The sequence below is a fragment of the Sorangium sp. So ce124 genome, from assembly GCF_051525235.1.
Classification (GTDB): Bacteria; Myxococcota_A; Polyangia; order Polyangiales; family Polyangiaceae; genus Sorangium; species Sorangium atrum.
This window is the reverse complement of sequence record NZ_CP150312.1, coordinates 4,210,660-4,237,588: the sequence shown is the minus strand read 5'-3', so window position 1 is coordinate 4,237,588 and position 26,929 is coordinate 4,210,660. Positions and strand designations below refer to the sequence as shown.

At 71.5% G+C, this 26,929-nt stretch carries 23 protein-coding genes and 2 pseudogenes; 14 read left to right on the top strand and 11 right to left on the bottom strand.

All coding sequences use genetic code 11. The features are described from left to right. Positions 1–2: 2 nt before the first annotated feature. The 6 genes and pseudogenes from atpF to WMF19_RS16025 all read left to right on the top strand — a co-directional run bounded on the left by atpF (position 3) and on the right by WMF19_RS16025 (position 5,332). The gene (atpF, locus tag WMF19_RS16050) at positions 3–755 is read left to right on the top strand and encodes a F0F1 ATP synthase subunit B (RefSeq protein ID WP_437899903.1); all 753 of its coding nucleotides are present in this window, start codon (positions 3–5) and stop codon (positions 753–755) included. Continuing rightward, complete coding sequence (locus tag WMF19_RS16045) at positions 742–2,292, top strand: F0F1 ATP synthase subunit alpha (RefSeq protein ID WP_437899902.1); 1,551 nt, start codon at positions 742–744, stop codon at positions 2,290–2,292. Before atpF ends, WMF19_RS16045 begins: the two co-directional genes overlap by 14 nt. After that, positions 2,279–3,154 (top strand): F0F1 ATP synthase subunit gamma, encoded by an 876-nt coding sequence (locus tag WMF19_RS16040; RefSeq protein WP_437899901.1) that lies wholly within the window; start codon positions 2,279–2,281, stop codon positions 3,152–3,154. Before WMF19_RS16045 ends, WMF19_RS16040 begins: the two co-directional genes overlap by 14 nt. 2 nt (positions 3,155–3,156) lie before the next feature. After that, positions 3,157–4,681 (top strand): annotated as a pseudogene (gene atpD / locus WMF19_RS16035) (F0F1 ATP synthase subunit beta); the annotation flags it as partial. Next, positions 4,572–5,003 (top strand): F0F1 ATP synthase subunit epsilon, encoded by a 432-nt coding sequence (locus WMF19_RS16030; protein WP_437901637.1) that lies wholly within the window; start codon positions 4,572–4,574, stop codon positions 5,001–5,003. The pseudogene atpD and the gene WMF19_RS16030, both read left to right, overlap by 110 nt. Beyond that, positions 5,000–5,332 (top strand): AtpZ/AtpI family protein, encoded by a 333-nt coding sequence (locus tag WMF19_RS16025; RefSeq protein ID WP_437901636.1) that lies wholly within the window; start codon positions 5,000–5,002, stop codon positions 5,330–5,332. The genes WMF19_RS16030 and WMF19_RS16025 overlap by 4 nt, the downstream gene beginning before the upstream one ends. A gap of 2 nt (positions 5,333–5,334) precedes the next feature. On the opposite strand, the gene WMF19_RS16020 is transcribed toward WMF19_RS16025, so the two are convergent. From WMF19_RS16020 to WMF19_RS16010, 3 genes are read right to left on the bottom strand one after another with little or no spacing between them, the layout of a single operon-like run. Then, the gene (locus tag WMF19_RS16020; protein WP_437899900.1) at positions 5,335–5,592 is read right to left on the bottom strand and encodes an acyl carrier protein; all 258 of its coding nucleotides are present in this window, start codon (positions 5,590–5,592) and stop codon (positions 5,335–5,337) included. A gap of 3 nt (positions 5,593–5,595) precedes the next feature. Beyond that, complete coding sequence (locus WMF19_RS16015) at positions 5,596–6,816, bottom strand: dihydrolipoamide acetyltransferase family protein (protein WP_437899899.1); 1,221 nt, start codon at positions 6,814–6,816, stop codon at positions 5,596–5,598. Next, positions 6,809–7,795: an alpha-ketoacid dehydrogenase subunit beta gene (locus tag WMF19_RS16010; protein ID WP_437899898.1), complete on the bottom strand. Its 987-nt coding sequence runs from the start codon at positions 7,793–7,795 to the stop codon at positions 6,809–6,811. Before WMF19_RS16010 ends, WMF19_RS16015 begins: the two co-directional genes overlap by 8 nt. 390 nt (positions 7,796–8,185) lie before the next feature. On the opposite strand from WMF19_RS16010, the gene WMF19_RS16005 reads away from it, so the two are divergent. Both WMF19_RS16005 and WMF19_RS16000 read left to right on the top strand, forming a co-directional pair. After that, on the top strand, positions 8,186–9,787 hold the full coding sequence (locus WMF19_RS16005; RefSeq protein ID WP_437899897.1) for a DUF262 domain-containing protein: 1,602 nt from the start codon (positions 8,186–8,188) through the stop codon (positions 9,785–9,787). Beyond that, entirely contained in the window at positions 9,787–11,010 is a 1,224-nt protein-coding gene (locus WMF19_RS16000) for a type II toxin-antitoxin system HipA family toxin (protein ID WP_437899896.1), read from the top strand. Before WMF19_RS16005 ends, WMF19_RS16000 begins: the two co-directional genes overlap by 1 nt. Positions 11,011–11,101: 91 nt before the next feature. Here the strand turns inward: WMF19_RS16000 and mgtA are convergent, their stop codons facing one another. The 3 genes from mgtA to WMF19_RS15985 all read right to left on the bottom strand — a co-directional run bounded on the left by mgtA (position 11,102) and on the right by WMF19_RS15985 (position 15,267). After that, the gene (gene mgtA / locus WMF19_RS15995; protein WP_437899895.1) at positions 11,102–13,669 is read right to left on the bottom strand and encodes a magnesium-translocating P-type ATPase; all 2,568 of its coding nucleotides are present in this window, start codon (positions 13,667–13,669) and stop codon (positions 11,102–11,104) included. 46 nt (positions 13,670–13,715) lie between these two features. Continuing rightward, a complete protein-coding gene (gene pdhA, locus WMF19_RS15990; RefSeq protein ID WP_437899894.1) occupies positions 13,716–14,696 on the bottom strand; it encodes a pyruvate dehydrogenase (acetyl-transferring) E1 component subunit alpha in 981 nt (326 codons plus the stop codon). 154 nt (positions 14,697–14,850) lie between these two features. Continuing rightward, positions 14,851–15,267, bottom strand: a complete 417-nt coding sequence (locus WMF19_RS15985) for a phosphoribosyltransferase family protein (RefSeq protein WP_437899893.1) — start codon at positions 15,265–15,267, stop codon at positions 14,851–14,853. 66 nt (positions 15,268–15,333) lie between these two features. Between WMF19_RS15985 and WMF19_RS15980 the strand changes: the two genes are divergently transcribed. Together WMF19_RS15980 and WMF19_RS15975 are read left to right on the top strand one after the other, a co-directional pair. After that, the gene (locus tag WMF19_RS15980; RefSeq protein ID WP_437899892.1) at positions 15,334–15,789 is read left to right on the top strand and encodes a CBS domain-containing protein; all 456 of its coding nucleotides are present in this window, start codon (positions 15,334–15,336) and stop codon (positions 15,787–15,789) included. Between the two features lie 64 nt (positions 15,790–15,853). Continuing rightward, on the top strand, positions 15,854–17,209 hold the full coding sequence (locus WMF19_RS15975; protein WP_437899891.1) for a phosphoribosyltransferase family protein: 1,356 nt from the start codon (positions 15,854–15,856) through the stop codon (positions 17,207–17,209). 33 nt (positions 17,210–17,242) lie between these two features. Here the strand turns inward: WMF19_RS15975 and WMF19_RS15970 are convergent, their stop codons facing one another. Next, positions 17,243–18,394 (bottom strand): CapA family protein, encoded by a 1,152-nt coding sequence (locus tag WMF19_RS15970; protein ID WP_437899890.1) that lies wholly within the window; start codon positions 18,392–18,394, stop codon positions 17,243–17,245. A 109-nt stretch (positions 18,395–18,503) separates the two neighbouring features. Here WMF19_RS15970 and WMF19_RS15965 point away from each other — a divergent pair, with 109 nt between their 5' ends. Further along, positions 18,504–18,932, top strand: coding sequence for a CBS domain-containing protein (locus WMF19_RS15965; protein ID WP_437899889.1), 429 nt, complete (start codon positions 18,504–18,506; stop codon positions 18,930–18,932). A gap of 214 nt (positions 18,933–19,146) precedes the next feature. On the opposite strand, the pseudogene WMF19_RS15960 reads toward WMF19_RS15965, so the two are convergent. After that, positions 19,147–19,311 (bottom strand): annotated as a pseudogene (locus WMF19_RS15960) (KOW motif-containing protein); the annotation flags it as partial. Positions 19,312–19,706: 395 nt separating this feature from the next. Here WMF19_RS15960 and WMF19_RS15955 point away from each other — a divergent pair. After that, positions 19,707–21,239, top strand: a complete 1,533-nt coding sequence (locus tag WMF19_RS15955; protein ID WP_437899888.1) for a glycoside hydrolase family 15 protein — start codon at positions 19,707–19,709, stop codon at positions 21,237–21,239. A 53-nt stretch (positions 21,240–21,292) separates the two neighbouring features. Here WMF19_RS15955 and polX read toward each other — a convergent pair whose 3' ends face one another. Further along, the gene (gene polX, locus WMF19_RS15950; protein WP_437899886.1) at positions 21,293–23,038 is read right to left on the bottom strand and encodes a DNA polymerase/3'-5' exonuclease PolX; all 1,746 of its coding nucleotides are present in this window, start codon (positions 23,036–23,038) and stop codon (positions 21,293–21,295) included. Between the two features lie 11 nt (positions 23,039–23,049). Beyond that, positions 23,050–23,280, bottom strand: coding sequence for a hypothetical protein (locus WMF19_RS15945; protein ID WP_437899885.1), 231 nt, complete (start codon positions 23,278–23,280; stop codon positions 23,050–23,052). Positions 23,281–23,376: 96 nt separating this feature from the next. Between WMF19_RS15945 and WMF19_RS15940 the strand changes: the two genes are divergently transcribed. Both WMF19_RS15940 and WMF19_RS15935 read left to right on the top strand, forming a co-directional pair. Continuing rightward, positions 23,377–23,802, top strand: coding sequence for a CBS domain-containing protein (locus tag WMF19_RS15940; protein WP_437899884.1), 426 nt, complete (start codon positions 23,377–23,379; stop codon positions 23,800–23,802). Beyond that, positions 23,799–25,175 carry a cytochrome P450 gene (locus WMF19_RS15935; protein WP_437899883.1) on the top strand — a complete coding sequence of 459 codons (1,377 nt, stop codon included), beginning with the start codon at positions 23,799–23,801 and terminating at the stop codon, positions 25,173–25,175. The genes WMF19_RS15940 and WMF19_RS15935 overlap by 4 nt, the downstream gene beginning before the upstream one ends. Here the strand turns inward: WMF19_RS15935 and groL are convergent. Continuing rightward, on the bottom strand, positions 25,108–26,826 hold the full coding sequence (groL, locus tag WMF19_RS15930) for a chaperonin GroEL (RefSeq protein WP_437899882.1): 1,719 nt from the start codon (positions 26,824–26,826) through the stop codon (positions 25,108–25,110). The two genes, WMF19_RS15935 and groL, sit on opposite strands and share 68 nt — an antisense overlap. Positions 26,827–26,929: the final 103 nt, after the last annotated feature.

Genomic DNA, 26,929 nt, shown 5'->3' with positions numbered 1-26,929 from the left:
CCATGCACGTCTCCGGCTGGAACATCGCGCTGCAGACGGTCAATTTCCTCGTGCTCGCCTGGCTCCTCCAGCGCTTCCTGTGGAAGCCGGTGGCCAGGATCGTCGAGGCGCGGCAGCGGGACGCCGCGGCCGTGCTCGGCGATGCGCGCGAGGAGCGCGCGCGGGCGCAGCGGGCCGAGCAGGAGGCGCAGGTCAGGCGCGCGGCGCTCGAAGAGGAGGGACGCCGCGAGCTCGAGGCGTCGCTGCGCCGCGCCGACGGGGAGGCGCAGCGGGCCCACGAGGAGGCGGAGCAGAAGGCGCGCTGCCTGATCGAGCAGGCGCGGGCCGAGATCGCGGAGGAGCGGGCGCGCGCGCTCCGCGAGCTCGAGGCGCAGGCGACCGAGCTCGCGATCACGATCGCGGAGAGGCTGCTCCGCGAGGCGTCGGCGGGGCAGGACGCCCTCCTGGTCGCCCGGGCCATGCAGACCCTGGACGAGCCGGAGCAGCGGCGGCTCGTCGCCCGGCAGCTCGACCAGCTCGACGAGGCGCGCGTGGAGGTGGTCTCGGCGAGCCCGCTCGGGAAGGACGCGGAGCAGCGGCTCCGCGCGTGGCTCTCGGGGGTCGCCGCGCGCCCCGTGGCCCCGGAGTTCCAGGTCGATCCGTCGATGGTCGCGGGCCTGGAGCTGCGCTTCCCCCACGGGGTGTGGCAGCTCAGCTACCGGGCGTGGCTCCAGCGGATCGCGGCCGCCCTCGAGGTGCGGGATGGGGCTTGCTGAGGACCTCGGCGCCTGGGTCGGGCGGGCGAGGGACCGCGCGCGCGGCCTTCCTCTCGGACCGGAGGCGCGGGAGGTCGGGCGCGTGCTCCGCGTGGCCGACGGCATCGCGACCGTCAGCGGCCTGCCCAGCGCGAAGCTCGACGAGGTCCTCGTCTTCGAGGACGGCACGCGCGGCCTCGCGGTGGCGCTTGATCCCGGCGCGATCGGCTGCGTGCTGCTCGGCCCGGACAGGGGCATCGCCGCGGGCTCCGCCGTCCAGGGGACGGGCACGGTGATCGACGTGCCCGTCGGGGAAGCGCTGCTCGGGCGCGTCGTCGACCCGCTCGGCGCGCCGATCGACGGGGGCGGCCCGCTCGGCGGGGCGGTCTCCCGCGCGCCGATCGAGCGCGGGGCGCCGTCCATCGTCGATCGCGACCCCGTGTCCGAGCCGCTCTTCACGGGGATCCTGCTCATCGACGCGATGCTCCCGCTCGGGCGCGGCCAGCGCGAGCTCATCATCGGCGACCGCGGCACCGGAAAGACCGCGATCGCGGTCGACGCGATCCTGAGCCAGCGGGAGACCGACGTCGTGTGCATCTATGCGGCGATCGGCCAGACCTCGTCCTCGGTCGGCGCGGTGATCGACGCCGTTCGCCGCTACGGCCCGAGGAACCGGACCACGTGCGTCGTCGCCGCGCCGGACGCCACGGCCGGGCTGCAGTGGCTCACCCCCTACGCGGCCTGCTCGATGGCGGAGCACTTCGTCGAGCGCGGCGGGCACGCGCTGCTCGTCCTCGACGACCTCACGAGCCACGCCCTCGTGCACCGGCAGCTCTCGCTCTTGCTGCGCCAGCCCCCGGGGCGCGAGGCGTTCCCGGGCGACGTGTTCTACCTGCACTCGCGGCTGCTCGAGCGGGCCGCGAAGCTGACCGGGGCGCTCGGCGGCGGCTCCCTGACCATGCTGCCCATCGCCGAGACGCAGGCCAGCAACCTGAGCGCCTACATCCCGACCAACCTCATCTCGATCACCGACGGGCAGATCTTCCTCGACCCGCGCCTCTACAACGAGGGATGGAAGCCCGCGATCGACGTCGGCAAGAGCGTGTCCCGCGTCGGCGGCAAGACGCAGACGCCCGCGATGCGCGCCGTCGCGGAGAGCCTCCGGCTCGAGTACGCGCAGTTCCTGGAGCTCGAGCTGTTCGCGCGCGTCGGCGGGGGCGCGGAAGAGGCCACGAAGCGAGCGCTCGAGCGCGGTCGTCGAGCGCGCGCGGCGATGGCGCAGCCGCTGCACCGGCCGCTGTCGGTGGGGCGGCAGATCGCCTTGCTGATGGCGCTCCAGGAGGGCCTGCTCGACCCGCTCCCGGTGGCGGCGATCGACGCGCTCCGCGAGGCGCTCGACCGCGGGCTCCCGGCGCGGTGTCCCGCGGCGCTCGCGCGGCTCGAGGCGGGCGTCGAGCCCGCGCCGGAGGAGCGCCGCGCGCTCCTCGCCGAGCTGGCCGCGATGGCGGCCGAGGTCGGCGCTCGATGCGACGAGGGGCGAGGCGATGGACGCGGCTGAGCTCGCCGCGCGGATCCGCACGCTCTCACAGGCGGCGAAGGTGGTCGACGCGATGCGCTCGGTCGCGGCGTCGCACCGGCGGCAGGCCAACGACGCCTTCATGGGGTTCGAGCGCTACGCCGCGGCGACGCGGGAGGCGCTCGGCCAGGCGCTCGAGCTGCTCGACGCGGAGGAGGGGCGCGCGCCCTTCGAGGAGCCCGCCGGCGCCGCCGGCGCCCGGCGCGTCGTGGTCCTCTTCTCGGAGCACGGGTTCGTCGGCGCGCTCAACGAGCGGCTGCTCGACGCGGCGCTCCGCGTCGCCCGCGATGATCCGGGGCCGGCGGAGCTCGCCGCGCTGGGCACGCGGGGGCTCCGGCTCTGCCGCGACCGCGGCGTCGCCGCGCTGGCCTCGGGCCCGCTGCCGTCGACGATCTCGGGCGTCGGGCCGGCCGCGGATCGGCTCACGCGGGACCTGTTCGGCGCGATCGCCGGCGGCGCGATCGCCTGCGTCGATCTGGTGTTCGCGCGGCGCGCCGGCGCGCTCGGGTGGCGGCCCGAGGCGCTCCGGCTGTTCCCGCCGGAGCGCGGGTCCGGCGCGGGGGCGGCGCGGGGCGAGCCCCCGCTGCGCACGTTGCCGGCGGCCGCGCTCGTCGCGCGGATCATCGAGGAGCACTGCCTGGCCCAGGTGGTCTGGGCGCTCGGCGAGGCGTTCGCGAGCGAGCGCGCGGCGCGCCTCGCGGCGATGGAGGCGTCGCAGCGCAGCCTGCGGGATGAGCTCGACGAGCTCTCGCGCGCGGAGCGCACCGCGCGGCAGGAGGCGATCACGAGCGAGCTCCTCGAGATCGCCGCCGGCGCGGAGCCGCTGCGCGAGGCGGAGGGGTGACGATGGCGGGCGGCGGCGGAGCCGGCGCGGGGCGGGCCGAGGGCGCCGTGCGCAGGGTGCGGGGATCGGTGGTCGACGTCGCGTTCCCCGCCGGGGCGCTCCCGCGCACGGGCGAGGCGCTGGCGCTCGAGGTCGGCGGCAGCCGCCTCGTGCTCGAGGTGCAGCAGCAGCTCGATCCCGAGCACGTGCGGACGGTGGCCCTCGGGTTCACCGGAGGCCTGCAGCGCGGGGCGCGCGTCGCGGCCGACGGGGCGCCGATCACGGTGCCCGTGGGAGAGGCCGCGCTGGGCCGGCTGGTCGACGTCCTCGGTGACCCGCTCGATCGGCGCGGCGCCTTCCCGCCGGACACCCCGCGCCGCCCGATCTCCCGCCCGGCGCCGCCGCTCGAGGCCGAGGTGCGGGCGCGCGAGGTCTACCCCACGGGCATCAAGGTGATCGATCTGCTCGCGCCGCTCGCGCGCGGGGGCAAGGCAGGGCTCTTCGGCGGGGCCGGGGTCGGCAAGACGGTGCTCTTGATGGAGCTCATCCGGAGCACGATCTCGAAGCAGCGCGGCATCGCGGTGTTCGCGGGGATCGGCGAGCGATCGCGCGAGGGGAACGAGCTCTGGCTCGAGATGCGCTCCTCGGGGGTGCTCGACCGGACGGTGCTGGTCTTCGGCCAGATGAACGAGCCGCCGGGCGCGCGCTTCCGCGTCGGGATGACGGCGCTCGCGCACGCCGAGTTCTTCCGCGACGAGCGCGGGCAGGACGTGCTGCTGCTCATCGACAACATCTTCCGCTTCGTCCAGGCCGGCAGCGAGGTCTCCGGCCTCCTCGGGCGCCTGCCCTCCCGCGTGGGCTACCAGCCCACGCTCGCCACCGAGATCGCCGAGATCGAGGAGCGGATCGCCTCCACCGCGCGCGCATCCATGACGTCGATCCAGGCCGTGTACGTCCCCGCCGACGACATGACCGATCCGGCGGTCGCGCAGATCCTCACGCACCTCGACGCGGCGATCGTGCTCTCGCGCAAGCTGTCGAGCGAGGGGATCTATCCGGCGATCGACCCCCTGACCTCGAGCTCGATCTTGATGGATCCGCTCGTCGTCGGCGCGGGCCATTACCGGACCAGCGCGCAGGTCCGCCGCACGCTGGCGGAGTACCGGGAGCTCGCCGACATCATCGCGATGCTCGGGATCGAGGAGCTCTCGCCGGAGGACCGGCGCACGGTCGCGCGGGCGCGGCGGCTCCAGCGGTTCCTCACGCAGCCGTTCGTCGTGACCCAGGCGTTCACGGGGCGCGCGGGCGCGACGGTCGAGGTCGCCGAGTGCATCCGGGGCTGCGACGCGATCCTCGCCGGAGAGTGCGACGACTGGCCGGAGGCCGCGCTGTACATGGTGGGCACGCTCGACGAGGCGCGCGCGCGGGTGAAGGGATCGTGAGGCTCACCATCGTGACGCCGGCGGCGCTGATCGCGGAGGTGGATCCGGTCCGCCACGTCCGCGCCGAGGACCCGACGGGCTCCTTCGGGATCCTCCCGGGGCACGCGGACCTGCTCACGGTGCTCGTCGTCTCGGTGCTCGTGTACCGGGACGACGCGGGGCGCGAGCGCTTCGTGGCGGTGCGCGGCGGTGTGCTGACCGTCCGCGAGCGGCGGGCGGTCGAGGTCCTCACCCGCGAGGCCGTCGCGAGCGACGACCTGGACCAGCTCGAGCGCGACGTGCTCGTCCGCTATCGCCGCGCGGCCGCCGCCGAGGAGGAGGCCGCCCGCGGCCTGCGCCGGCTGGAGGGAGCGCTGCTGTGCAGGGTGGCCGACCACCTGCGGATCACAGGGCCGCGCCATGGGGTCCCTCGGCTGGAGCCGCGGTGACCTCCCCGGGAAGCGAGGGACCGGGGCGCGCGCCGAGGGAGCGCGATCCCTTGCACGAGGGCGTCGTCCGGTTCGGCGAGCGGCGCAGGCGCTGGGCGTGGGAGCGGGGGCGACCGCTGGGGCTCGCGCTGTCCCTGGTCGGCCTCGGGTGGCTCGTCGTGCTGCCGGCCCTGCTCGGGCTCTTCGTGGGGAGCTGGCTCGACGCGCGCTTGCGGACAGGCGTCATGCTCCGGGCCGGCCTCGGTCTGCTCGGGCTCTCGCTCGGCTGCGCGAGCGCGTGGCGGTACGTCGCGCGCCAGCTCCGGCGCGGTGACCGCGGGCGCGGCTGACGCTACGCCGCGCGCTGCGCGAGCGTCTTCGCCAGGTAGTCGGCGCACCCGCGAACCGTCGCGATCCGCCGGTAATCCGACTCGGGTACGCTCACGCCGAGCTCGCCGTCGAGGGCCGTCACGAAGCGAAGGAAATCCATCGAATCGATGTCGAGCTCCTCGCGGAAGTCACGGTCCACGCCGAGCGCCCCGATGTCCGCCTCCGGCGCGATGCGCAGGAGCTCCCGGCGCACGACGGCCTCGATCTCGTCCTTGTTCATCGGTCAAAGTCCCTCCGGTCGTTGCAGGAGCGCGTCGAGCGAGGCGAGGTAGGCGGCCGCGCGGTGGCCGTCCGTCACCCGGTGGTCCGCGGCGAGCGTCGCGTTCACGAGCGGCCGCGGCACCACGCGGCCGTCGACGACCCACGGCCGCTCGGCGATCTTGCCGAACCCGACGATGGCCACCTGCGGCGGGAAGATGACGGGAAACACCGTCTCCACGCCGCGCTCCCCGAGGCTCGTGACGGTGATCGTGGGGTCGCTCATCTCGGAGCTCCGGAGCGCCCCGGCCCGGGCGCGCAGGACCAGGTCCTTCAAGGCGGCCATCAGCTCGGCGAGCGGCAGCCGGTCCGCGTCGTGCAGCGCCGGCGCCACGAGCCCGCCGCCCCGGAGCGACACCGCCACGCCGAGGTGGATCCTCGGGGCGGGCGGGGCCTCGTCCCCCTCCCAGCGGGCGTTCAGCTCGGGGACGTCGCGCAGGGCGAGCGCCGCCGCCTTGAGGAGGAGCGCGCCCGGCAGGAGCCGCCCGGCCACGTTGCGCTCCGCGTTCTCCCGCTCGATCCAGGACATCGCCGTGCGGAGGTCGATGGTCGTGCCGAGGTAGAAGTGCGGCGCCTCGCGCTTCGATCGGGCCATCGCCGCCGCGATCGCCCGGCGCATGCGGGCCGACGCTTCCTTCGTCATGGCATCGGCCGCCGCGTCCTTCGTGCCGGCCGCCGCCGCCCGCTCGACATCCGCGGCCTCGACGGCGCCGTCCGGTCCTGTCCCCTGGACCCGCGTGAGGTCGACCCCGAGCTCCTGCGCCCGCCGCCTCGCGCGGGGAGACACGCGCGCCCCCTGCGCGAGGGCCGCGGGCGGCGCCGCGGCGGCCTCCTGCGGCGCCGCGGCGGCCTCCTGCGGCGCCGCGACGGCCACAGGGGGAGGAACCGGCGGCGCGGGCATGGCGGGCGCGGCAGGCGCGGCGGGTGGGGGCGCGCCGGCCGCTGCCTCACGCCCCTCGAGGATCACGGCCATCGGCGTGCCGACGGGCACCTTTTGCCCAGGATCCACGAGGAGCCGGTCGATGACGCCGCTCGTGAACACCTCGACCTCCACGAGCCCCTTCTCCGTCTCGACCTCGGCGATCACGTCGTCGCGCGCGACGCGGTCCCCCACCGCGCGGCGCCACTTCACAAGCGTCCCGGCCTCCATGTCCGCGCCGAGCGAGGGCATCAGGAACTCAGCCATCGCGCCGCACCGTCCTCTCCACGGCGGAGACGATGCGCGGGACCTGCGGCAGCGCCGCATCCTCGAGGTGGCGCGCGTAGGGGATCGGCACCTCGGCGCTGCACACCCGCGCGACGGGCGCGTCGAGCTCGTAGAACGCGCCCTCCATGATCCGCGCGCTCACCTCGGCGGCGAGGCTCCCGCTCCGCCACCCCTCGTCGACGAGCACGGCGCGGTGCGTCCGCCGTACGGTCGCGAGGATCGCCTCCTCGTCGAGGGGCCGCAGGCACCGGAGGTCCACCACCTCGGCCTCGACGCCGCGGCCCGCGAGCTGCTCGGCCGCGGCGAGCGCCTTCGGGACCGAGCCGCCGTGCGCGATCAGGCTCACGTCGCGGCCCGCGCGCCGCACCTCCGCGCGGAAGGGAGCAGCCGGGGGCGCCTCGTCGTCGAGGTCGCCCTCCATGGGGTAGAGGTACTGGTGCTCGAAGACGACCACCGGGTCTGGATCGTCGAGCCCGGCGAGCAGCATGTCGCGCGCGTCCTGCACCGTCGCGGGCGCGAGGGCCTTGAGCCCGGGCACGTGCGCGTACCAGTTCTCGAGGCTGTGCGAGTGCTGCGCGGCGAGCTGGCGGCCGCCCCCCGTGGCCATGCGCACGACGAGCGGGATCGAGAACTGGCCGCCGGACATGTGCCGGAGCGTCGCCGCGTTGTTCACGATCTGGTCGAGCGCGAGCAGGCTGAAGTTGACCGTCATCACCTCGACGATCGGGCGCGCCCCGCCGAGGGCGGCGCCGATGCCGGCGCCGACGAAGGTCGACTCGGCGAGCGGCGTGTCGCGGACCCGCTCCGGCCCGAACTCCTCGAGCAGGCCGGCGCTGCACGCGTAGGCGCCGCCGTAGCGGCCCACGTCCTCGCCCATCAGGAAGGCCCGCGGCTCGCGCCGGAGCGCCTCGCGCAGCCCGGAGCGGACCGCCTCGCGGTAGGTCGCCGTCCGCTTCACGTCACGGGTCCTCCCGGGCGCAGAGAGCAAGGGGGTCAGGGCCTCGACCGGCGAGGCGGGCCCTGCCGTGCTGCGCGCGTTCCTGGTCTGGCCGGGTGCCTCCCCTCATCACATTCAGGCTCCGAGAGACGCGGCCGAGCAACGAGCGTACCGGCGCCGAGGCGCTCGGGGCTGGCCCGCTCGGCGCTGCGAGCTCAGCGGCGAGGTGCGTCGTGATCTCCTGGTGGGGGGCGGCCGGACGTCGGCCGCCGTCGAGTTGGGCACCTGCGCACGGGCGTGCCACGCCGCGTGCGCTTCCCACGAGCTGGTGCAGCCGCTACCAGTATCGATGGCTGGCGTGTACGCGCGTCCCACCTGCACCCGCACGAGGCGGCTGGTATGCTCGCCCCGATGACTGAAGCCTCCCACGCCACGGGCGCGATCGAGCTCGAAACGAAGACGTTCAGCGTGGCCAAGCTTCTCGACGCGATCCGCACCGGACGCATGAGGATTCCGCGGTTCCAGCGTGGATTTCGGTGGAGCGACGAAGATCGCCGGCTGCTCTTCGACAGCCTTCAGGCGGGCTATCCGATTGGCACGCTCCTGCTCGCTCGCGGCGAGGCACCGTCCGACCGGGTCACCCTCGGCGGATATTCGATCGATGTGCCCCCTGCCCCCGACGCGCTTTGGGTCGTCGACGGGCAACAGCGCCTGAGCACCCTGGCGACGGCGCTCCTCGAGGATCACTCGGGTGCCTACCGCGCCATCTATTTCGACCTCGAAGCGGAGCGCTTCGAGATCGGCACCCGGCGCCGCGCTCCTCCGCCGCACTGGGTGCCCGTGCACACGCTATCGAGCTCGTCGACCCTCAACAAATGGCTACGCGAACGGGCGATGTCGGATCGGATCTCGGACCGCGCCGACGAGATATCGCGGCGAATCCGCGAATATACGGTCCCTGCGTACCTCGTTCCGTACGATGGACGCAACGACGCGTTGCTCAAGCAGATCTTCGCCCGCATCAATCGGCGCGGCAGGGCCCTCGAGAGCTACGAGGTCTTCCAGGCCTTGCACGCGAGCGTGCTCGGCGCGAGGGGCCCCATCGACCGCGTGCGCGACGACCTCGCACAGATGGGGTTCGGGCCCATCGACGCACGCCAGGTGGAGCGCGCGGCCCTGGCCGTCGCCGGCGGCGAACCGGGGGGCTCTCTCGAGAGGGACGTTCCCGAGGCGCAAGTTCCGGCGCTGTTCGACCGGGTCTTGAAGAGCCTCGCCGCTGCGATCGAGTTCCTCGCGAACGATGCGGGCGTGCCCCACGTAAACCTCCTACCCTACGGAGGGCCCCTGCCGCTCTTGGCGCGGCTCTTTGCGGAACACCCGACCCTTCATGCTCGCAATCGTGATCTCCTCCGGCGCTGGTTCTGGCGCGGCACCCTCACCGGGCACCATCGCACCGACAACAAGGCCGACCGGCCCAGATGGAGAGCCATCGTCGCGGACGAGCACGCCTCGGTGCAAGCCCTCCTCAAGCTGCTTCCGGCGGTGGCGGAGGACAGTCTCCCCGAGTCGCTGGCGCCTTTCCGGCGCGGGACCGCTCGGGTCAACATTGAGTTGCTCGCGATGTTCGCGCTCGGGCCGCGGGTGCTGAGCGGCGACGACCGAGGTGCCGAGATCTCGATCCCGTCGCTGATCAGCAATCCAGAGTTCCCGTGGCAGGTCGCCGAGCCCGCGCCCGGCCAGGAGAAGACGAGCGCCCTCTTCCTGATGCACGCCCCCATGGATCAAAGGGCCCTGCATGAAATCGATCCGTCCGACGAGCTCCTGTCGACGCACGCGATCGACCCAGCTGGGTTCAGGGCACTCCTCGCCGGGGACGTCGCAGAATTTCAGCGGCGTCGCGCCGGCAGCTTGCTCCTGCACCTGCGCGCGTTCCTCAGGGAACAAGCGGGGATCGGGGCGGCCGACCGCGACCGCCCGCCGCTCGACGCGTATTTCTCGGACGGGGACGCCTGATGCTCGACGTCCTGCTCCATGGCCAACGCGTGGGTACGCTGGTTCGCGAACCATCGACCCGGATCATCTCGCTCGTCCTCGAGGAAGCCTACATGGCGGAAGCAAACCGCCCGGTCCTTGGACAGCAATTCGAGGACCGCCGCGACCACCGCGTCTTCCGCCAGGCCGCGCGCCCCGGCAGGCTCCCCACGTTCTTCGCAAACCTGCTGCCGGAGGGAGCCCTGCAGGCCATCGTGGCGTCGCAGCGCCTGGCGGACGACGAGGCCTCCACCCTGGCTGTGGTGGGCGAGGACCTCCCGGGAGCCGTCGTAGTACGGCCCGCCGGAGCCGAGTCGGCCAAGGCGACCGAAGGCGACCGGACCTTTGACGAGCCGCCCGTCGCCCCTTCTTCCATCGGACCGGGAGGCTTGCGCTTCTCGCTGGCGGGGGTGCAGCTCAAATTCTCGGCGGTCCGCGATCCAAGCAATCGCTTCACGCTGCCCTTTCGCGGCCGAGGGGGCCGCTGGATCCTCAAGTTCGGATCGCCCACCTACCCTGGGCTTCCTGAGAACGAGCACTGGACGATGCAATGGGCTGCCCGGTGCGGGCTCGCCGTCCCGCGCAACGAGCTCATCGATGTCGCATCCATCCAGGGACTGGACCCCAGGTTTGCTGCCCTCGACAGGTACGTTTTCGCGATCGAACGCTACGACCGCACCGGCGACGACCTCCGGATCCATCAGGAGGACTTCGCCCAGGTGCGCGGCATCCTCCCCGAGCAGAAGTACGGGGGAGCGAGCTACGAGGCGCTGGCCCGCTTCATCGGTGATCTCTGCGGACACGACGATCTGCTCGAGTTCGTGCGGCGCGTGGTATTCACCATCGTGTCGGGCAACACCGACATGCACCTCAAGAACTGGTCGCTCGTCTATCCCGACCGACGCGGCGCGCGGCTCGCCCCCGCCTATGATCTGGTATTCGTGCGCCAGTATCTCCCCACCGATCAGCTCGCGCTGCCGCTCGTGAAAGAGCGCGATCCGCTCCGGATTGGCTGGGAGCATTTCACTCGGGTCGAGAAATTCCTCGCGCGTTTCGGCCTTGACCTCCAGGTGGTGGCGACTGCCCGGGAATTTCTCACGCGCTGCGTAGACGACCTGCGGACGCATCGGGACGAGCTCGAGGACCCCTATCGCAAGAGCCTGGAGGCGTACGTCGACGCGCTACCCCTCGTGCGCACCAGCTGATCGAACGCGCCCTCCGCGCCGGCCGGGCTCGGCCCGCCCTTCCTCACATCGCCCGGCGGCGTAGCAGCTCGTGTAGCTGCCCTGAGCTCACTCACGCGAAGATGCGCCGCATCAGCGCGCGTTTGATCGCCTCGACGATGGCGAGGTAGGTCAGCGTCGCGCCCGCGAGGAACAGGAAGAAGCCGGGCGGCAGCGGCACGAAGCCGAGCAGCCCGGCGAAGGGGCTGTACGGCAGCGCGAGGGCCACGGCCACGACGCCGAGCGTGGTCGCCGCGAGCGCGCGGCTCGGAGAGCTCTTGAAGGAGCTGCCCATCGTGCGGATCACGAAGATCACCAGCGTCTGCGTGGCCAGCGACTCGACGAACCAGCCGGTGCGGAAGAGCGGGGCCGGCGCGCGGAACACGCGGAGCAACACGTAGAAGGTGAGGAAATCGTACATGGAGCTGATCGGCCCGATCACCATCATGAAGCGGCGGATCAAGGCGATGTCCCACCGCCGCGGCTTCCGGACGAAGCTCGCGTCGACGTTGTCCGTCGGGATCGTGATCTGCGCGAGATCGTAGAGGAAGTTGTTCAGGAGGATCTGCGGGGGCAGCATCGGCAAGAACGGGAGGAGCACCGAGGCCCCGGCCATGCTGAACATGTTGCCGAAGTTCGAGCTCGTCCCCATGAGCAGGTACTTCATCACGTTGCCAAAGGCCTTCCGCCCCTCGAGGATGCCCGAGCGCAGCACGTCGAGCCTGCGGTCGAGCAGCACGATCTCCGCGGCGTCCCTGGCCACGTCGACGGCGCCGGCGACGGAGATCCCGACGTCGGCGGTGTGCAGCGACGGCGCGTCGTTGATGCCGTCGCCGACGTAGCCGACCACGTGGCCGCGGGCCTTGAGCGCGCGGAGGACGCGGTTCTTCTGCGCCGGCGAGACGCGCGCGAACACGCGGGTGCGCTCGGCGAGGTGGGAGAGCGCCGGGTCGTCGAGGCGATCGATCGCGCCGCCGAGGACGATCTCGCCGGGATCGAGGCCGACCTGCCGGCAGACGTGCCCGGCGACGAGCTCGCTGTCGCCCGTCAGGATCTTCACGTCGACCCCTTCCTCACGGAGCGCGCCCACGATCCCGGCGGCGTCGGGGAGCGGCGGATCGACGAACGCGAGCAGCCCCGCGAGCGTGAGATCGACCTCGTCGTCGCGCCCGTACGCCGGCCTGGCCGGCACGCCGCGGTAGGCGACCGCGAGCACCCGGTAGCCCTGCTGGCCGAGCGCATGGAACGCCGCCTCGCACCGCGCGCGGGCGCCGTCGTCGAGCGGCCGCACCTCGCCGCCGGCCTCGTACGAGGTCGCGATCGCGAGGACGCTCTCGGGCGCGCCCTTGGTCACGAGCAGCCGCTCGCCCTGGCGCTCGGCGACCACGCTCACGCGGCGCCGCTCGAAGTCGAACGGCAGCTCGTCGAGCTTGTGGAAGCCGTCGATGTCGGGGTGCTCGTGGCGCAGCACGGCCGCGTCGAGCGGGTTCACCGCGGATCTGCGGAGCACGGCCGCGTCGACGGGGTTGTCCACGCCGCTCTCGAAGTAGCTGTTCAGGTAGGCGAGGAGGAAGGGCCTCTCCGACGGCTCGCCGAGCGGGTCCACGTGGGCCTCGAGCTCCATCTCGCCCGTGGTGAGCGTCCCCGTCTTGTCGCTGCAGAGCACGTCGATGCTGCCGAAGTTCTGGATCGCCGACAGGTTGGTGACGATCACCTTCTCGCGCGCGAGCCGCACCGCGCCCTGCGCGAGCGTGACGGTGGTGATCATCGGCAGGAACTCCGGGGTGAGCCCCACGGCCAGGGCCACCGCGAAGAGGAGCGACTCGAGCGGATCGCGCCGGAGCGCGGCGGTGAACGCGATGACGAGGAGCACGAGGAAGAGCACGAGCTTGAGGATGAACGCCCCGAAATGCGCCATCCCCCGCTCGAACTCGGTCTGCGGAGGGCGGGTCGCGAGGGTGCGGGCGATGCCGCCGAACGCGGTGTCGGCGCCGGTCGCGAACACGACCGCGGTCGCGGTGCCGCTCACCACCGAGGACCCGAGGAACACCGCCTGGGTCATCTCGCCCGGGCTCGTCGCGGTCGAGGGCCCAGGGTCGGGGCTCTTCTCGGCGGGCAGCGGCTCGCCGGTGAGCGCGGCCTGGTGCACGTGCAGATCCTTGGCCGTGAGCAGGCGCGCATCGGCGGGGACCAGATCGCCCGCGGCGAGCCGCAGGACGTCGCCCGGCACGAGCTCGCGCCGCGGGAGCTCGCGGAACACCCCGTCTCGCAGCGTCGTCGCGGTGGGCGCGACCTGGGCGCGGAGCCGCTCGGCCGCGCGGTGGGACCGCCGCGTCTGCACCGACTCGACCGCGACGCTCAGCGCCACGATGACCACGACGACCGCCGCGTTCGTCAGGTTGCCGAGGAGCGCCGACACCACGCTGGCGAGCAGGAGGATGCTCACGAGCGGGTTCGCGAAGCGGCGCAACACCTGGACGACGGCCGCCTCTCGCCTCGTGGTGGCCGCGGGCTCGTTGGGGCCGAACCGCCCGAGCCGCTGCCGCGCCTCCTCGCTCGTCAGCCCGCCCGCTGAGGTCCCGAGCCGCTCGAGCAGCTCCGCGAGGGGTAGGCCCGAGAGCCGCTGCGCATTCGCGTCCATGCGCCCACGATATCCACGTTCTCCTCGCCGCACTTCCCGGGCGCGATCACGCCACCTCCCGGGCGTAGACGAAGCGGGTCAGGTCCTCCACCGGCTCGAGCGGCGCCTCCTCCGCGGCCTTCACGGCCGCCTCGACCTCGGCCGCGACCTCGCCCAGGAGGCGGGCGAGCGCGCCGTCGTCGAGCAGGCCGTCGGCGCGCAGCCGCGCGACGAACAGGTCGATGGGGTCGCGCTCCCGCCAGGCGGCCACCTCGCTTTTGTCCCGGTATCTCTCGGCGTCGTACATCGAGTGCGCGCGGAACCGGTACGTCAGCAGCTCGAGGAAGCGGGGGCCGGCAGCCTCCCTCACGGCCATGGCCGCTCGCCGCGTGGCCTGCTCCACCGCGAGCACATCCATGCCGTCGACCTGCTCGGCCGGCACGTGGTGGGCCGCGGGGAGGTCGATGAGCCGCGGGTTGGCGGCGTGGCGCGCGAGCGCCGTCCCCATCGCGTACTGGTTGTTCTCGCAGAGGAAGAGCACCGGCAGGCTCCAGAGCGCGGCGAGGTTCAGCGACTCGTGGAACTCCCCCTCGTCGGTCGCGCCGTCGCCGAAGAACGCCGCCGTGACCCGCCGCCGGCCGGCGAGCTTGTCGGCGAGCGCGAGCCCCACCGCGATGGGCAGGCCGCCGGCCACGATGGCGTAGCCGCCGTAGAAGCGCCGCTCCGCGCAGAACAGGTGCATCGACCCGCCGCGCCCGAGGGCGCAGCCCGTCGCCTTCCCGTACATCTCGGCCATCGCCGCGGCGGGCGAGACCCCGCGCTGCAGCGCATGGCCGTGCTCGCGGTAGGCGGCGACCACGGCGTCGTCGTCCTCGAGCGCCCGCATCGCCCCGACCACGACCGCCTCTTCACCGATGACCAGGTGGAGGAAGCCGCGGATCTTCTGGAGCGTGTACAGCTCGGCGCACCGCTCCTCGAAGCGGCGGATGAGCAGCATCGCCCGCAGCACGGCGAGCGCCTCGGCAGGAGGGATCCCGAGCGAGCTCATGAGGGCCCCTTCGAACGACGCAGCCTCCTTCTCGGCACGGGCGCCTCCATCCAGCACACCTCCGCGACAGGGCTCGGCTCGGGCAACGATCGTACCGGCGCGGGCGCTTCCCGTCGTTGGCACCGCTCATGAGTCCTCCTGCTCGCGCGCCGGCTCAGCGCGGAGGGCCTGCGGCCTCGCCGCGCGCGAGCAGCGCCTCCAGCGACCGGCCATCGTGGAGGAGCCGGATCGCCTCGGCCAGGAGCCCATCCAGGTGGACGAGCTCGACGGGGATCGCCGCGCCCGTGGCGGCAGCGACGCTGTCGGTCACGAGGAAGCGGCGCACCGGGAGCGCGGAGAGCCGGGCCATCGCCGGGCCGACGAAGAGGGCGTGCGTCGCGAGAACGGCGATGTCCGGGGCGCAGCCGGCCGCGAGCAAGGCGTTCACGGCGGCCTCGATCGTCCCGCCGGTGCTGATCATATCGTCGACGAGGAGGGGCGACCGTCCCCGGACCTCGCCCGTGATGGCGTGGACGCTGACGTCCTCGCCGCTCAGGCGGGTCTTGTGCACGAGGAGCGCACCGGCCTCCATGACCCTTGGGTATGGGCTTCCCGGAGCCGACGCCGGCTCCATGGAGCGCTCGTTGGGAGGAATGCCGTGACCACTGCGGGAGAGCTCTGCAATCGGCGCGTCGTCACCATCGGCAAGACCGAGACCGTGATCGAGGCCGCCCGCCGCATGCGGGCGCATCACGTCGGCAGCCTGGTCATCGTCGACGAGCCCGCCGGGAGGACCGTGCCTGCCGGCATCATCACCGATCGCGACATCGTGGTCGGCGTGGTGGCGAACGCGAGTCCCTACCTGGAGTCTCTCCAGGTGGCGGATGTCGCGACCGAGCCGCTGGTCACAGCGCGAGAGCAGGAGGACCTCCTGGACGTCCTCGGTAGGATGCGCGCCGAGGGCATCCGCCGCGTGCCGGTGGTGAACGACGAGGGGGTGCTCCAGGGGATCATCGCCTTCGACGATCTCATCGAGTTCCTGTCGGACGAGCTCTCCGAGCTGAGCGCGCTGGTGACGAGGCAGCAGCGGCGGGAAGCGCAGAGGAGGATCTGAGTGCCGGGTGTATCCACAGGGGCGAGGAGGTCACGGTCAGCACGCGACCGGCGCAGGGGGGTTCATGTTGTTTCGAGATCGCGTTGATGCAGGGCGCCGCCTGGCCTTCGCGCTGAGGCGCTACCGCGACGAGGCGCCCGTCGTCCTCGGGCTCCCGCGCGGCGGCGTCCCGGTCGCCTACGAGGTCGCCCGGGCGCTCAAGGCGCCGCTCGACGTCTGGGTGGTGCGCAAGCTCGGCGTTCCGGGGTACGAAGAGCTGGGTCTGGGCGCCATCTCGGAGGGGGGAGAGGTGTACCTCAATGAGGAGGTGCTCGCGGAGATCGACGTCCCCCAGGAGGAGGTCGCGGAGATCGTGGACCGCAAGGCCGCCGAGGTCGAGGACCGCGTGCGGCGCTTTCGGCGCGGCCGGCCGCCGGTCGACGTCGAGGGCCGCACCGTCGTCGTCGTCGACGACGGCATCGCGACCGGCGGGACCGTGCGCGTCGCGCTCCGGGCCGTCCGGCGGCGCGGGCCGAGGCGCCTCGTCCTCGCGGTCCCGGTCGCGTCGGCGACGACGCTCGAATCGCTGCGCCCCGAGGTCGATGAGGTGGTCTGCCTCGACGCGGATCCGCAGCTGTTCGCGATAGGCGCCTATTACCAGGACTTCCGCCAGACCACGGACGAGGATGTCGTGGAGTTGCTCGAGCGGGCGCGCATCGGCGGCGCGGGCGCGGAAGGCGAAGAGGGGCAGGCGGGCCCGCCGGAGCCGGCAGATGAGCTCCCCATCGAGCTCGAGCTCGACGAGGGCGCGCGCCTTCAGGGGAGCCTGACGATCCCCGCCGGGGCGACAGGCATCGTGCTGTTCGCTCACGGGAGCGGCAGCAGCCGGCATAGCCCGCGCAACCGGTACGTCGCCGAGGTGCTCCAGAGCGCCGGGCTGGCCACGTTGCTCTTCGACCTCCTCACCGGCGAGGAAGAGGCGGTGGATGAGCGGACTGGCCACCTCCGGTTCGACGTCGAGCTCCTCGCGGGGCGGGTCGTGAGCGCGGCCCTGGCCACGCGCGAGCAACCCGAGACGAGCGCGCTCCGGATCGGCTACTTCGGCGCGAGCACCGGCGCCGCGGCCGCGCTGATCGCCGCGGCGAGGCGTCCGGATCTCGCGGACGCCGTGGTGTCGCGGGGCGGGCGCCCCGATCTCGCCGGCGCGTACCTCGAGCAGGTCCGCGCGCCCACGCTGCTCATCGTCGGGAGCGCGGACACCGAGGTGCTCGCGTTGAACCGGCAGGCGCTCCAGCTCCTGCGCGGACCGCGACAGCTCGCGATCGTGGAGGGAGCGACGCACCTGTTCGAGGAGCCAGGGACGCTGGAAGAGGTCGCGCGCGCGGCCAGCGCCTGGTTTGTCCGCTACCTGGCGCCCCAGGCGCTCGATGCGACCGCGTAGCTGCACGAGGGCAGCGGCGCGATGCTCGCGGAATCAGCTCCAGCGCAGCAGCAGGCTGCCTTCCTCCCCGAGCTCGACGCGCGTCCCGAACCGCGCGCCCTCTCGGCTCAGCACGTCCCTCAGCCAGAGCGCGTCCTCTTGCGCGGCGCGGTGGAGGCGAAACTTGCTCATCCGCAGCGGCACCAGCTCCAGACCGACGAGCTCCCCGGTCCCCGCGCGCAGCGTCGCAAGGTACATCATGGCCAGATCGCCTCGATAGGCCTCGTGTCCGCTGATGCCCTCATAGTCGTTCACGAAGTCGCCGCAGCCGTAGAGGATCAGCCGCCCCGCGTGGACCTCGATCGCCTTCGGATGATGCGAGGAGTGCCCGTGAACCACGTCGACGCCGGCGACGTCGACGAGGGCGTGGGCGAGCGTGACCTGCTCCTCCGGGACCTCGTACCCCCAGTTGGGGCCCCAGTGGATCGAGGCCACGACGATGTCGCCCTCCCGCCTGGCGGCCCGCACCGCGCCCAGCACGCGACCGACCTCCGCGGGAGACGACTCATCAACCAGGTGAATGCCCGGGCGGTCCACCGAGGCGCCCCAGCGCCGCGGGACGCCGCTCGTCTCCGAGCCCAGCGAGAAGATGAGGACCCTCCCCTCGCCCTCGATCTCGATGAGCGCCGGCGCCGCCGCCTCATCGAGATTGCGGCCCGCGCCGGCCGTCGTCACGTTCACCGACCGGAGCGCGGCGATCGTGTCGATCAGCCCGGCAACTCCCCAGTCGAGGACGTGGTTGTTGGCCAGCGCGCAGCAGTCGATCTGCGCCGCAGTGAGGCACGAGACGTTCCCTGGGTGCATCCGGTAATTGATACCCTTGAGACACGGCTCATCGCTGGTCGTGATCGCCGTCTCGAGGTTGACCAGCCGGACGGCGGGCGCCCGCCGGCTCCACGCTTCGAGCGCGGCCCCCCAGACGTACGAGAAATCGACGGGCCGGGGAATGGGGCCGCTCGCGCGCTCGGCGAGCTCGACGTACCCCCTCGCGTCCTCCACGGCCAGCTCGTACAGCACCGGATCGCCGGGGCACGGCAGGATCTGATCGATCCCGCGGCCGGTCATCACGTCACCGCAGAGAGAGATGGTGACACCATCTGCAGTCGACGTGCCCTGGGGCCGCTTCCTCGCCGCGCCTTGCATCATGGGTGATCGCCCCATCCGAGCTGCAAGGGAGAGACCAGGTGGCTCATGCGGGCGGCGCGGCTCATCGAAGGATCCACGGGTCCGCGAGTTGCACCGAGCGTGGAGCGAGATGCCGTTGCCCAGGATCCGCGCCGCCAGGCTCATGACCGAGACCCCCCGGACAGTGCGGGTCGACGACCCCATCGGCGAGGCGGTGGACGTGCTCCAGACGACGGATTTTCGGCACCTTCCGGTCGTCGACGAGCTGGGTGAGCTGGTCGGGATGCTCAGCGATCGCGATCTGCGCGGGCTCCAGCTGCCCTGTGCGGAGGACACCGCGGCGGTCGACGCAGCGCTACAGAAGGCCCGCGTGCCGGTGTCCATGATGATGATGAGCAGCAATGTCGTGAGCGTCGGTCCGGACGCGGACGTGACCGAGCTCATGGAGCTCATGGTCGACAACAAGATCGGCGCGGTCCCGGTCGTCGACGGAGAAGGTGCGTTGCTCGGCATCGTCAGCTATGTGGACGTCTTTCGCGGGATCCTCGGGGAGCGGTGATCCGTCTCCCGTTGCTGCGGCGGCCGCCTCGAAGCGCCGCTGCGGCCGAATTCGAAGTTCCCGGATCGATGCCCATGATCGCCATGGTCGACCTCCGCGGGCGGCCCGCTCCTCGTCCACCCGCCGGCCAGCCGCCGAGCGTTCGCCGCTCCGATGCCCGGCGACTGCTCCCTCACATGCCGGATCGCCATCGATCCGCCCTGCACTCGGACGCTCACGCTGCGGCCCGCTCCTCGAGCTTCCCGACCGCGGCGTAGTCCAGAGCGATGGCCGTCGGTCGACCGAAGATCGAGATCGTGACCTTGAGGTTGAGCTTGTCCGGATCCACCGATTCGACCGTGCCCGTGAAGTTCGCGAAGGGCCCCTCGTTCACGCGGACCGCGTCGCCGACGGCGCGGTTCCTCGATCGCGTGCGGCGGAACGAGCTGGGCTGACGGCGACCAGGGTGCCTCCGCGGCGCGAGGTGCGGGTGGGGTGAGGCAGAGCACGGCGCGAACCCTGGTCGAGGCCGCGACCCTGCACGACCTCGCGATCACGGAGATCCCTCACGGCGCAGCCGTGACCGTCGCCTCGACGTCTGAGACGCCCTCACGACGGCGCGCCGCGGACCCCAGGACGCCGCCGGCCAAGCCCAGCTCTTGCAATGCTCGGGAACGATGGCTCCTCCCGGATCACCCTTCGGATCATGGTGGATCGACCGGTTCGAGGCCGGGCGCAGCGAGATCGCCTCCGTGCGAGGTGGATAGGACACCGATCCCGTTGACCGAGCGAGAAATGAACCGCCGAGACACCAAGGACGCCAAGATAGCTCTCCGTTCTTGGCGTACTCGTCTTGGCGTACTCGGTGCGCTTGGCGGTCCGAAGTCCTGCGCTTTTCATGCGGTTTTAACCCGCTTGCAGCTCCAGGAGATCGACGTGAAAGCACAGGACCTGCGAAAATGGCTCCAGCAGGACACGGAGCGCGCCAAGGAGCTCTTGTTGAAGAATGTATCGCGTCCGGGATCCATCCCAGGAGCGATCGTGGCTTCCCCATCTCGATCGAACCCGAACTACTATTTCCACTGGGTTCGGGACTCCGGCATCGCGGTGAAGGCCATCCTCTCCCTGTACCAGTCGGCGACGCAGCCCGCGGCCCGGCAACGGTATTTCAACCTGCTGATGGACTTCGCGGATTTTTCCAGGCACATCCAGCGGACTGCCCTGCACAGCCCTGCAGGGCTGGGTGAGCCGAAGTTCACGATAGACGGAGAGCCCTACTCGGGGCCATGGGGACGTCCGCAGCACGACGGACCTGCCATTCGAGCCATCGAGCTCACCCGTCTGGCCTTCGTCCTTCTGAGCGAGGGCAAGCGGGAGCTGGTGCGTGAAAAGCTCTACGACGCGAAGCTGCCGACCGACTCGGTGATCAAGACGGACCTGGAGTACATCTCGCACCACTGGCGCGAGCCCTGCTTCGATCTCTGGGAAGAGGTGTGGGGACACCATTTCTTCACGCGGCTCCTGGAGCGGACGGCGCTCATCGAGGGGGCCGCGCTCGCGATGAAGCTCGAGGATGCTGGCGCGGCCCGCTGGTATCTCGAGCAGTCGCGAGCGCTGGGCGATGAATTGCTCTTGCACTGGGATCCCGGGCGCAATCACCTCGTCGCGACCCGTGAGCAGGACGGACAGCCGAGCCCTCGGAGCGGCCTGGACAGCTCGGTCGTCGTCGCGACGTTGGGCGGATATGCCACGGAAGAAGATCTCCACCTCGAAGGGGGCTCTGTTTATCCAGTGGACCAGGAGCAGGTGCTCGCGACGGCCGCGGCGCTGGAGCGTACCTTCGAGGCCATGTACCCGATCAACGATCCATCGAGGCGCATCGAGGGGACTGCCATCGGCCGCTACCCGGAAGACCGCTACGATGGATATCGCGTGGATTCGCTCGGCAACCCGTGGCCAAGTCTCACGATCGCCTTCGCGGCGTATTACTACAAGCTGGCCGAACGCTACCTGAGGCTGGAGAGGGCCGTCCTCACCTCCACGAGCCTGCCGTTCTTCCAGAGGCTGCCGCTGGGAGACGCGCGCTTCCGCCCAGGCGAGGAGCTCCTCCTCGGCGACCCGCGCTTCGACGAGGTCGTCCTTGCGCTCCGGCGCAAAGGGGATGCGTTCCTGGGTCGAGTGCATCACCACATCAATCCCGGAGGATCGCTGTCAGAGCAGATGAATCGATTCACCGGTCATCAACAAGGGGCCCCCGATCTGAGCATGAACTATGCTGCTTATATGCTCGCAGCCGAGATGAGCGGACATCTGCCGTCTTCTCGCTGAACCGCGAAGAGAATCGGTCGTCGCCGCCGCGCAGCGCGCGGCGCAGGGGGCGCTCATCCAGCCGATGACAGCGAGGCGTCGCGCCTGCGCCGGCCGATGAGCTCGAGGAACTCCGCGCGAGGCGCGGTGTTCGCGATGTCCGCCCCAGCGCACCAGCCCCGCCGCGCCTGATCGATCCCGTGGCGCATGAAGTCGAGCTCCCCCACGGCGTGCGCGTCGGTGGCGACAACGAGCTTCGCGCCTGCCTCGCGCGCGAGGCGGACGTGGACGTCGCAGAGGTCCAGGCGCTCGGGCTGCGCGTTGATCTCGAGCAGCACGCCGAGCTCGCGCGCGGCGCGCGCGATCCGCGCGACGTCCAGCGCGTACGGCTCGCGCTTGCCGAGGAGGCGCCCGGTCGGGTGGCCGAGGGCCGTGACGAACGGGCTCTCGAGCGCGCGGAGGACGCGGCGCGTCATCGCGGGCTCCGGCATCGTGAGCTTCGAGTGCACGCTGGCGACGACGTAATCGAGCGCCGCCAGCGCGGCGTCGTCGAGGTCGAGCGACCCGTCCTCGAGGATGTCGACCTCGGCGCCGTGAAGGATCGCGATCCCGCCGATCGTCCGGCGCAGCCTGTCGACGGCCCTCGCCTGCTCGCGGAGCCCGCGGGCGTCGAGCCCGCGCGCCACGCGGACCGCCTGCGTGTGATCGGTGATCGCCACGTAGTCGTACCCGCGCGCCTTGCACGCCCTGACCATCACCTCGAGCTCGTCGCGCCCGTCGGTGTACGTCGTGTGCACGTGCAGGTCACCCCGGATGGCGCCGACCTCGACGAGCTCGGGCAGCCGGCGCTCGCGCGCGGCCTCGATCTCGCCGGCGTCCTCGCGCAGCTCGGGCGGGATCCAGGGCAGTCCGACCGCGCGAAAGACGTCCGCCTCCGCCCGCCCCGCGATCCGCCGATCGTCCCGGAAGATCCCGTATTCGTTGATCTTGAGCCCGCGATTCACGCCCAGCGTGCGGACGGCGATGTTGTGGGCCTTCGAGCCCGTGAAGTAATGGAGGGCCGCGCCGTAGGACTCCGGCGGCACGACACGGAGGTCGATCTGGAGCCCGGACCGCAGCACGACCGAGCACTTCGTCGCGCCGTGGGCGAGCACCTGCTTGATGTCCGGGTACGCCATCAGGCGCGACGCGACGGGCTCGCCCTGGCTGGCGGACACGAGGATGTCGACGTCGCCCACCGTCTCCTTGCGGCGCCGGAGGCTGCCAGCCACCTCGACGGCCAGGGCCCCGCGCGCCGCCCGGAGGTGCTTGAGCAGCGGCGCGACCTGCGCCTCGGCGTCCGCGAGCCGGACGCGCCCGGCGGTGGCCCGCCGCTTCACGCAGCCGTCGAGGATCGTCGCGGCGAGCTTCTCGCCGAAGCCGCGCACCTCGAGGAGGCGACCCGACCGCGCGGCCTGCTCGAGCTCGTCCACCGTCTCGACGCCGAGCCTCTCGTACAGCAGCCGCGCGCGCTTCGGCCCGAGCGACGGGATCCGCATCATCTCGACGAGGCTCTCGGGGGTCTTCGCCGCCAGCTGCTTCAGCAGCGGCAGCTCGCCGGTCTCGAGGAGCTCGACGATCTTGCCCGCGAGATCCTTGCCGATTCCAGGCAGCGCGGTGAGCGCGCCCGCACGCTCCACGAGCCCGGCCACGGGCTCACCGAGCGCCGCCAGCGTGCGCGCCGCGGTGCGGTAGGCCCGCACGCGGAACGGGCTCTCGTCCTGGATCTCGAGCAGATCCGCCACCTCCTCGAAGACGCGCGCGATGTCGACGTTCTCCATGCGACCCCCGTTCACGCCTGGACGAGCTTCCGGAGCTCGCCCTCCGTCAGCAGGGCGAAGCCGAGCGCCCTTGCCGTGTGAAGCTCTTCGCCGGGGCTCTCGCCCAGCACGACGTGGTCCGTCGACGCTCCGACGCTTCCGGCCGCGCGGCCGCTTCGCCCTGTCGTCGGGGCGCCCTGCCGGATGAGCTGCCGATCGCGCGATCGAGCGGCCCTGCTCGTCGACTGGCTGAACGACCGCATCGTCCGCACCGAGGTCGAGGGCAGTTCCGAGCTCCTCCGGCGGCGCAGCTCGTCGCGGGATCCGCTGGTCCGCGAGTTGCATTGAGCGAGGAGGAGATGCCGATACCCAAGATCTGCGCCGCCGAGCTCATGACCGAGAATCCCCGGACCGTGCGGGTCGACGACCCCATCGGCGAGGCGGTGAACGTGCTCCAGACGATGGACTTCCGCCACGTGCCGGTCGTCGACGAGCAGGGTGAGCTGGTCGGGATGCTCAGCGATCGCGACCTGCGCGCGCTCCAGTTGCCCTACTCGGAGGACGCCGCGGTCGTCGACAGGGCGCTGCGGAAGGCCCGCGCGCCGGTGTCCACGATCATGAGCGGCAATGTCGTGAGCGCCAGTCCGGACGCGGACGTGACCGAGCTCATGGAGCTCATGCTCGACAACAAGATCGGCGCGCTCCCGGTCATCGACGGAGAAGGTGCCCTGGTCGGCATCGTCAGCTATGTGGACGTCTTTCGCGGGCTCCTCGAGGAGGAGTGACCGCGCTGCGCCGTTTCGCGGCGGAGCTCGGTCGTCGAGACTACCGCCGGCCGCGTACGTTCTTAAGCACCTCGGCAGAAGCAGACGTTATCGACATCGATCCGAGGCATTCATCCCAAACGATCATGCAAGCGCTCATCCAAGACGACGTGGCAATTCAGGAACTTTTGCTCGATCCCTCTGCCTACTTCCGCCGCTGGCGCCACGATGAGCCGGTCCGTTGGTCTGAATCGCTCCACGGCTGGGTGCTGACGCGCTATGACGACGTTGTCGAGGCATTCCGAGACCCGCGCCTGCGCCAGAGGCGGCCGCAGGCGATCGTCGACGCGCAGCTACCACCGGGGAAGCGCGAGGTCGCCCGCGACTTCGTGCGCCTCTTCGGAGGCATGATGCTGATGAAAGAGGGCCCGGAACACGCCCGCCTGCGCCGTGTGGGCAACCAGGGGTTCACGCAGGGCGTCCTCGACGGGTTCCGGCCGCTCCTCCAGCGCGTGACGGACGAGATCCTCGACAAGGTAGAGCCGCACGGTCGCATGGATATCGTGCGTGACTTGGCTCAGCCATTGCCAGCCACGGCGATCGCCCACATGTTCGGCATCCCTGACGCAGATCGGGGGTCGTTCCAGAAGTGGTCCGAGGACGCCGCGCGGTTCTTCGGCGGCACGATCCTGGACGTCGAGGAGGACGCCAGATCAGCCAACGAAGCGATATGCAATCTGGAGCGCTATTTCCTCACCATCATCGACGAGCGGCGCATGCGCCCGAGCAACGACCTGGTGAGCATCTTCGTGGCCGGACAGCAGGAAGGAAAGCTGTCTGCGGAGGAGGTCACGGCTCAATGCATCTTGGTCCTCGCGGCCGGACACGTCACGACCATCGACCAGCTCGGCAACGCGGTCCATGCGCTCCTCATGCACCCAGACCAGTTGAATCAGCTGCGCGAGAACCCGGCGCTCATCAGGTCCGCTGTCGAGGAGTGCCTGCGCTACGACGGATCGGTGCCGTTCGTTTGCCGGGTCGCGGCAGAAGATTTGAAGATCCGCGACAAGCGCATCCAGCGATGCCAGACCGTCTTCCTCGGCACAGCATCGGCGAACCGGGATCCAGAGATCTTCGACGAGCCCGATCGTTTCGACATCACGCGCGCGCCGGGCAAGCACATTGCGTTCGGTTTTGGTCCGCACGGGTGTCTGGGCGCCGGCCTGGCGCGCCGGGAGCTCGAGATAGGGCTCGCCAGCCTGATTCGCCGCATGGCAGGCCTGAAGCTCGACGAACAGAGCCCGCCGGTGCGGAGATGCGAGAGCGTCATGTTCCGTGGTTTTCGTAGATTGCCGGTCGTGTTCTCGAGAGCTCGGATGGACGAGATCGCCTGATGGCCGATGAACCCGACGCGCCGCTCATTCGAGCGAGCGGGGGCGCGGCCGCCCGCTCCTTCGCCGCCGGCTCGGGCACATCGGTCAACGTCGCCTCCGTCAAGAGCAGCACGCTCGCCACCGACACGGCGTTCTCGAGCGCGACGCGCACCACCTTGGTCGGGTCGATGATGCCCGACTCGACGAGATCGACGTACGCGCCGCTCGCCGCGTCGAACCCGAGATTGCCGCCGCCGGCGCGCATCCGCTCGAGCACGACGCCGGCGTCGACGCCGGAGTTCTCCGCGATCTGCCGCGTCGGGGCCTCGAGCGCGCGGCGCAGGATGCGCACGCCGGTGCGCTCGTCGCCGTCGCAGCGCTGCTCCTCGTGCTCCACCGCGACGCTCGCGCGCAGGAGCGCGAGCCCCGCGCCGGGCACGACGCCCTCGACAACCGCCGCCTTGGTCGCGCTGATCGCGTCCTCGAAAGCCTCTTTCCGAGACTTCATCTCCGTCTCGGACGGCGCCCCGACCCGGACGACCGCCACGCCCCCGACGAGCTTCGCCAGGCGTTCCTCGAGCTTCTCGCGATCGTAGTCGCTCTTCGCCTCCCGCCTCTGCCGCCGGAGCAGCTCGACCCTCGCCTGGATGGCGTGCGGGTCGCCGGCGCCGCCGATGATCGTCGTGTTCTCCTGCTTCACGACGACCCGCGCCGCCCGCCCGAGCTGGTCCCGCGTCACGTGCTCCAGCTTCACCCCTGCTTCTTCGGCGATCACCTGTCCCCCGGTCAGGATCGCGATGTCCTCGAGCATCGCCTTGCGTCGGTCTCCGAAGCCGGGCGCCTTGACCGCGACGCACGCGAGCGTGCCGCGCAGCTTGTTCACGACGAGCGTGGCCAGCGCGTCGCCGTCGACCTCCTCCGCGACGAGCAGAAAGCTCTGCCTCTCTTTAGCGACCTCCTCGAGCAGGGGGAGCAGGTCTTTCATGACGCTGATACGCTTCTCGTGGATCAGGATGAGCGGCTCCTCCAGCACGCACTCCATGCGCTCCGGGTCCGTCACGAAGTAGGGCGAGAGGTACCCGCGGTCGAACTGCATGCCTTGCACGACCTCGACCGCCGTCTCTGTCCCCTTCGCCTCCTCGACGCTGATGACGCCCTCTCCGCCGACCTTCTCCACGGCGTCGCCGATGAGCTCGCCGATGGCCGCGTCGTTGTGCGCCGCGACCGTGGCGACCTGGACCTTCTCCTGGCGGCTCAGCACGGGGCGGGAGAGCGACCGCACCGCTTCGACGGCCGCGTGGAGTCCCCGCTCGATGCCGCGCTTGAGGTCGATCGCGCTCGCGCCCGCGGCGATGTTGCGGAGCCCCTCCGCGAAGATCGCATGAGCCAGGAGGGTGGAGGTCGTCGTGCCGTCGCCGACCGCGTCGCCCGTGCGCTCCGCCGCCTCGCGGATGATCTGTACCCCGACGTCCTCTTCGGGGTCCTTGAGGCTCAGCTCCTTGGCGATCGAGACGCCGTCGTTGCACACGGTGGGGCGCCCCCACGCGCGCCCGATGAGCACGCTCTTCGACTTCGGGCCGAGCGTCACGCGGACCGCGTCGGCGAGCGCCGTGGCGCCGCGAAGGACCTTCTCGCGAGCAGCGGCGTGGAAAAGGAGTTGCTTGTGGGGCATCGCGGAAGATCTCCTGGGCGGGTCCGGCCGCCCTTCTGTGGTCGCCCTCCAGGATGCAACCTCAGGGCCTGCTTTGTCGGGTGCCGATCGCGCGCTCCGGTCG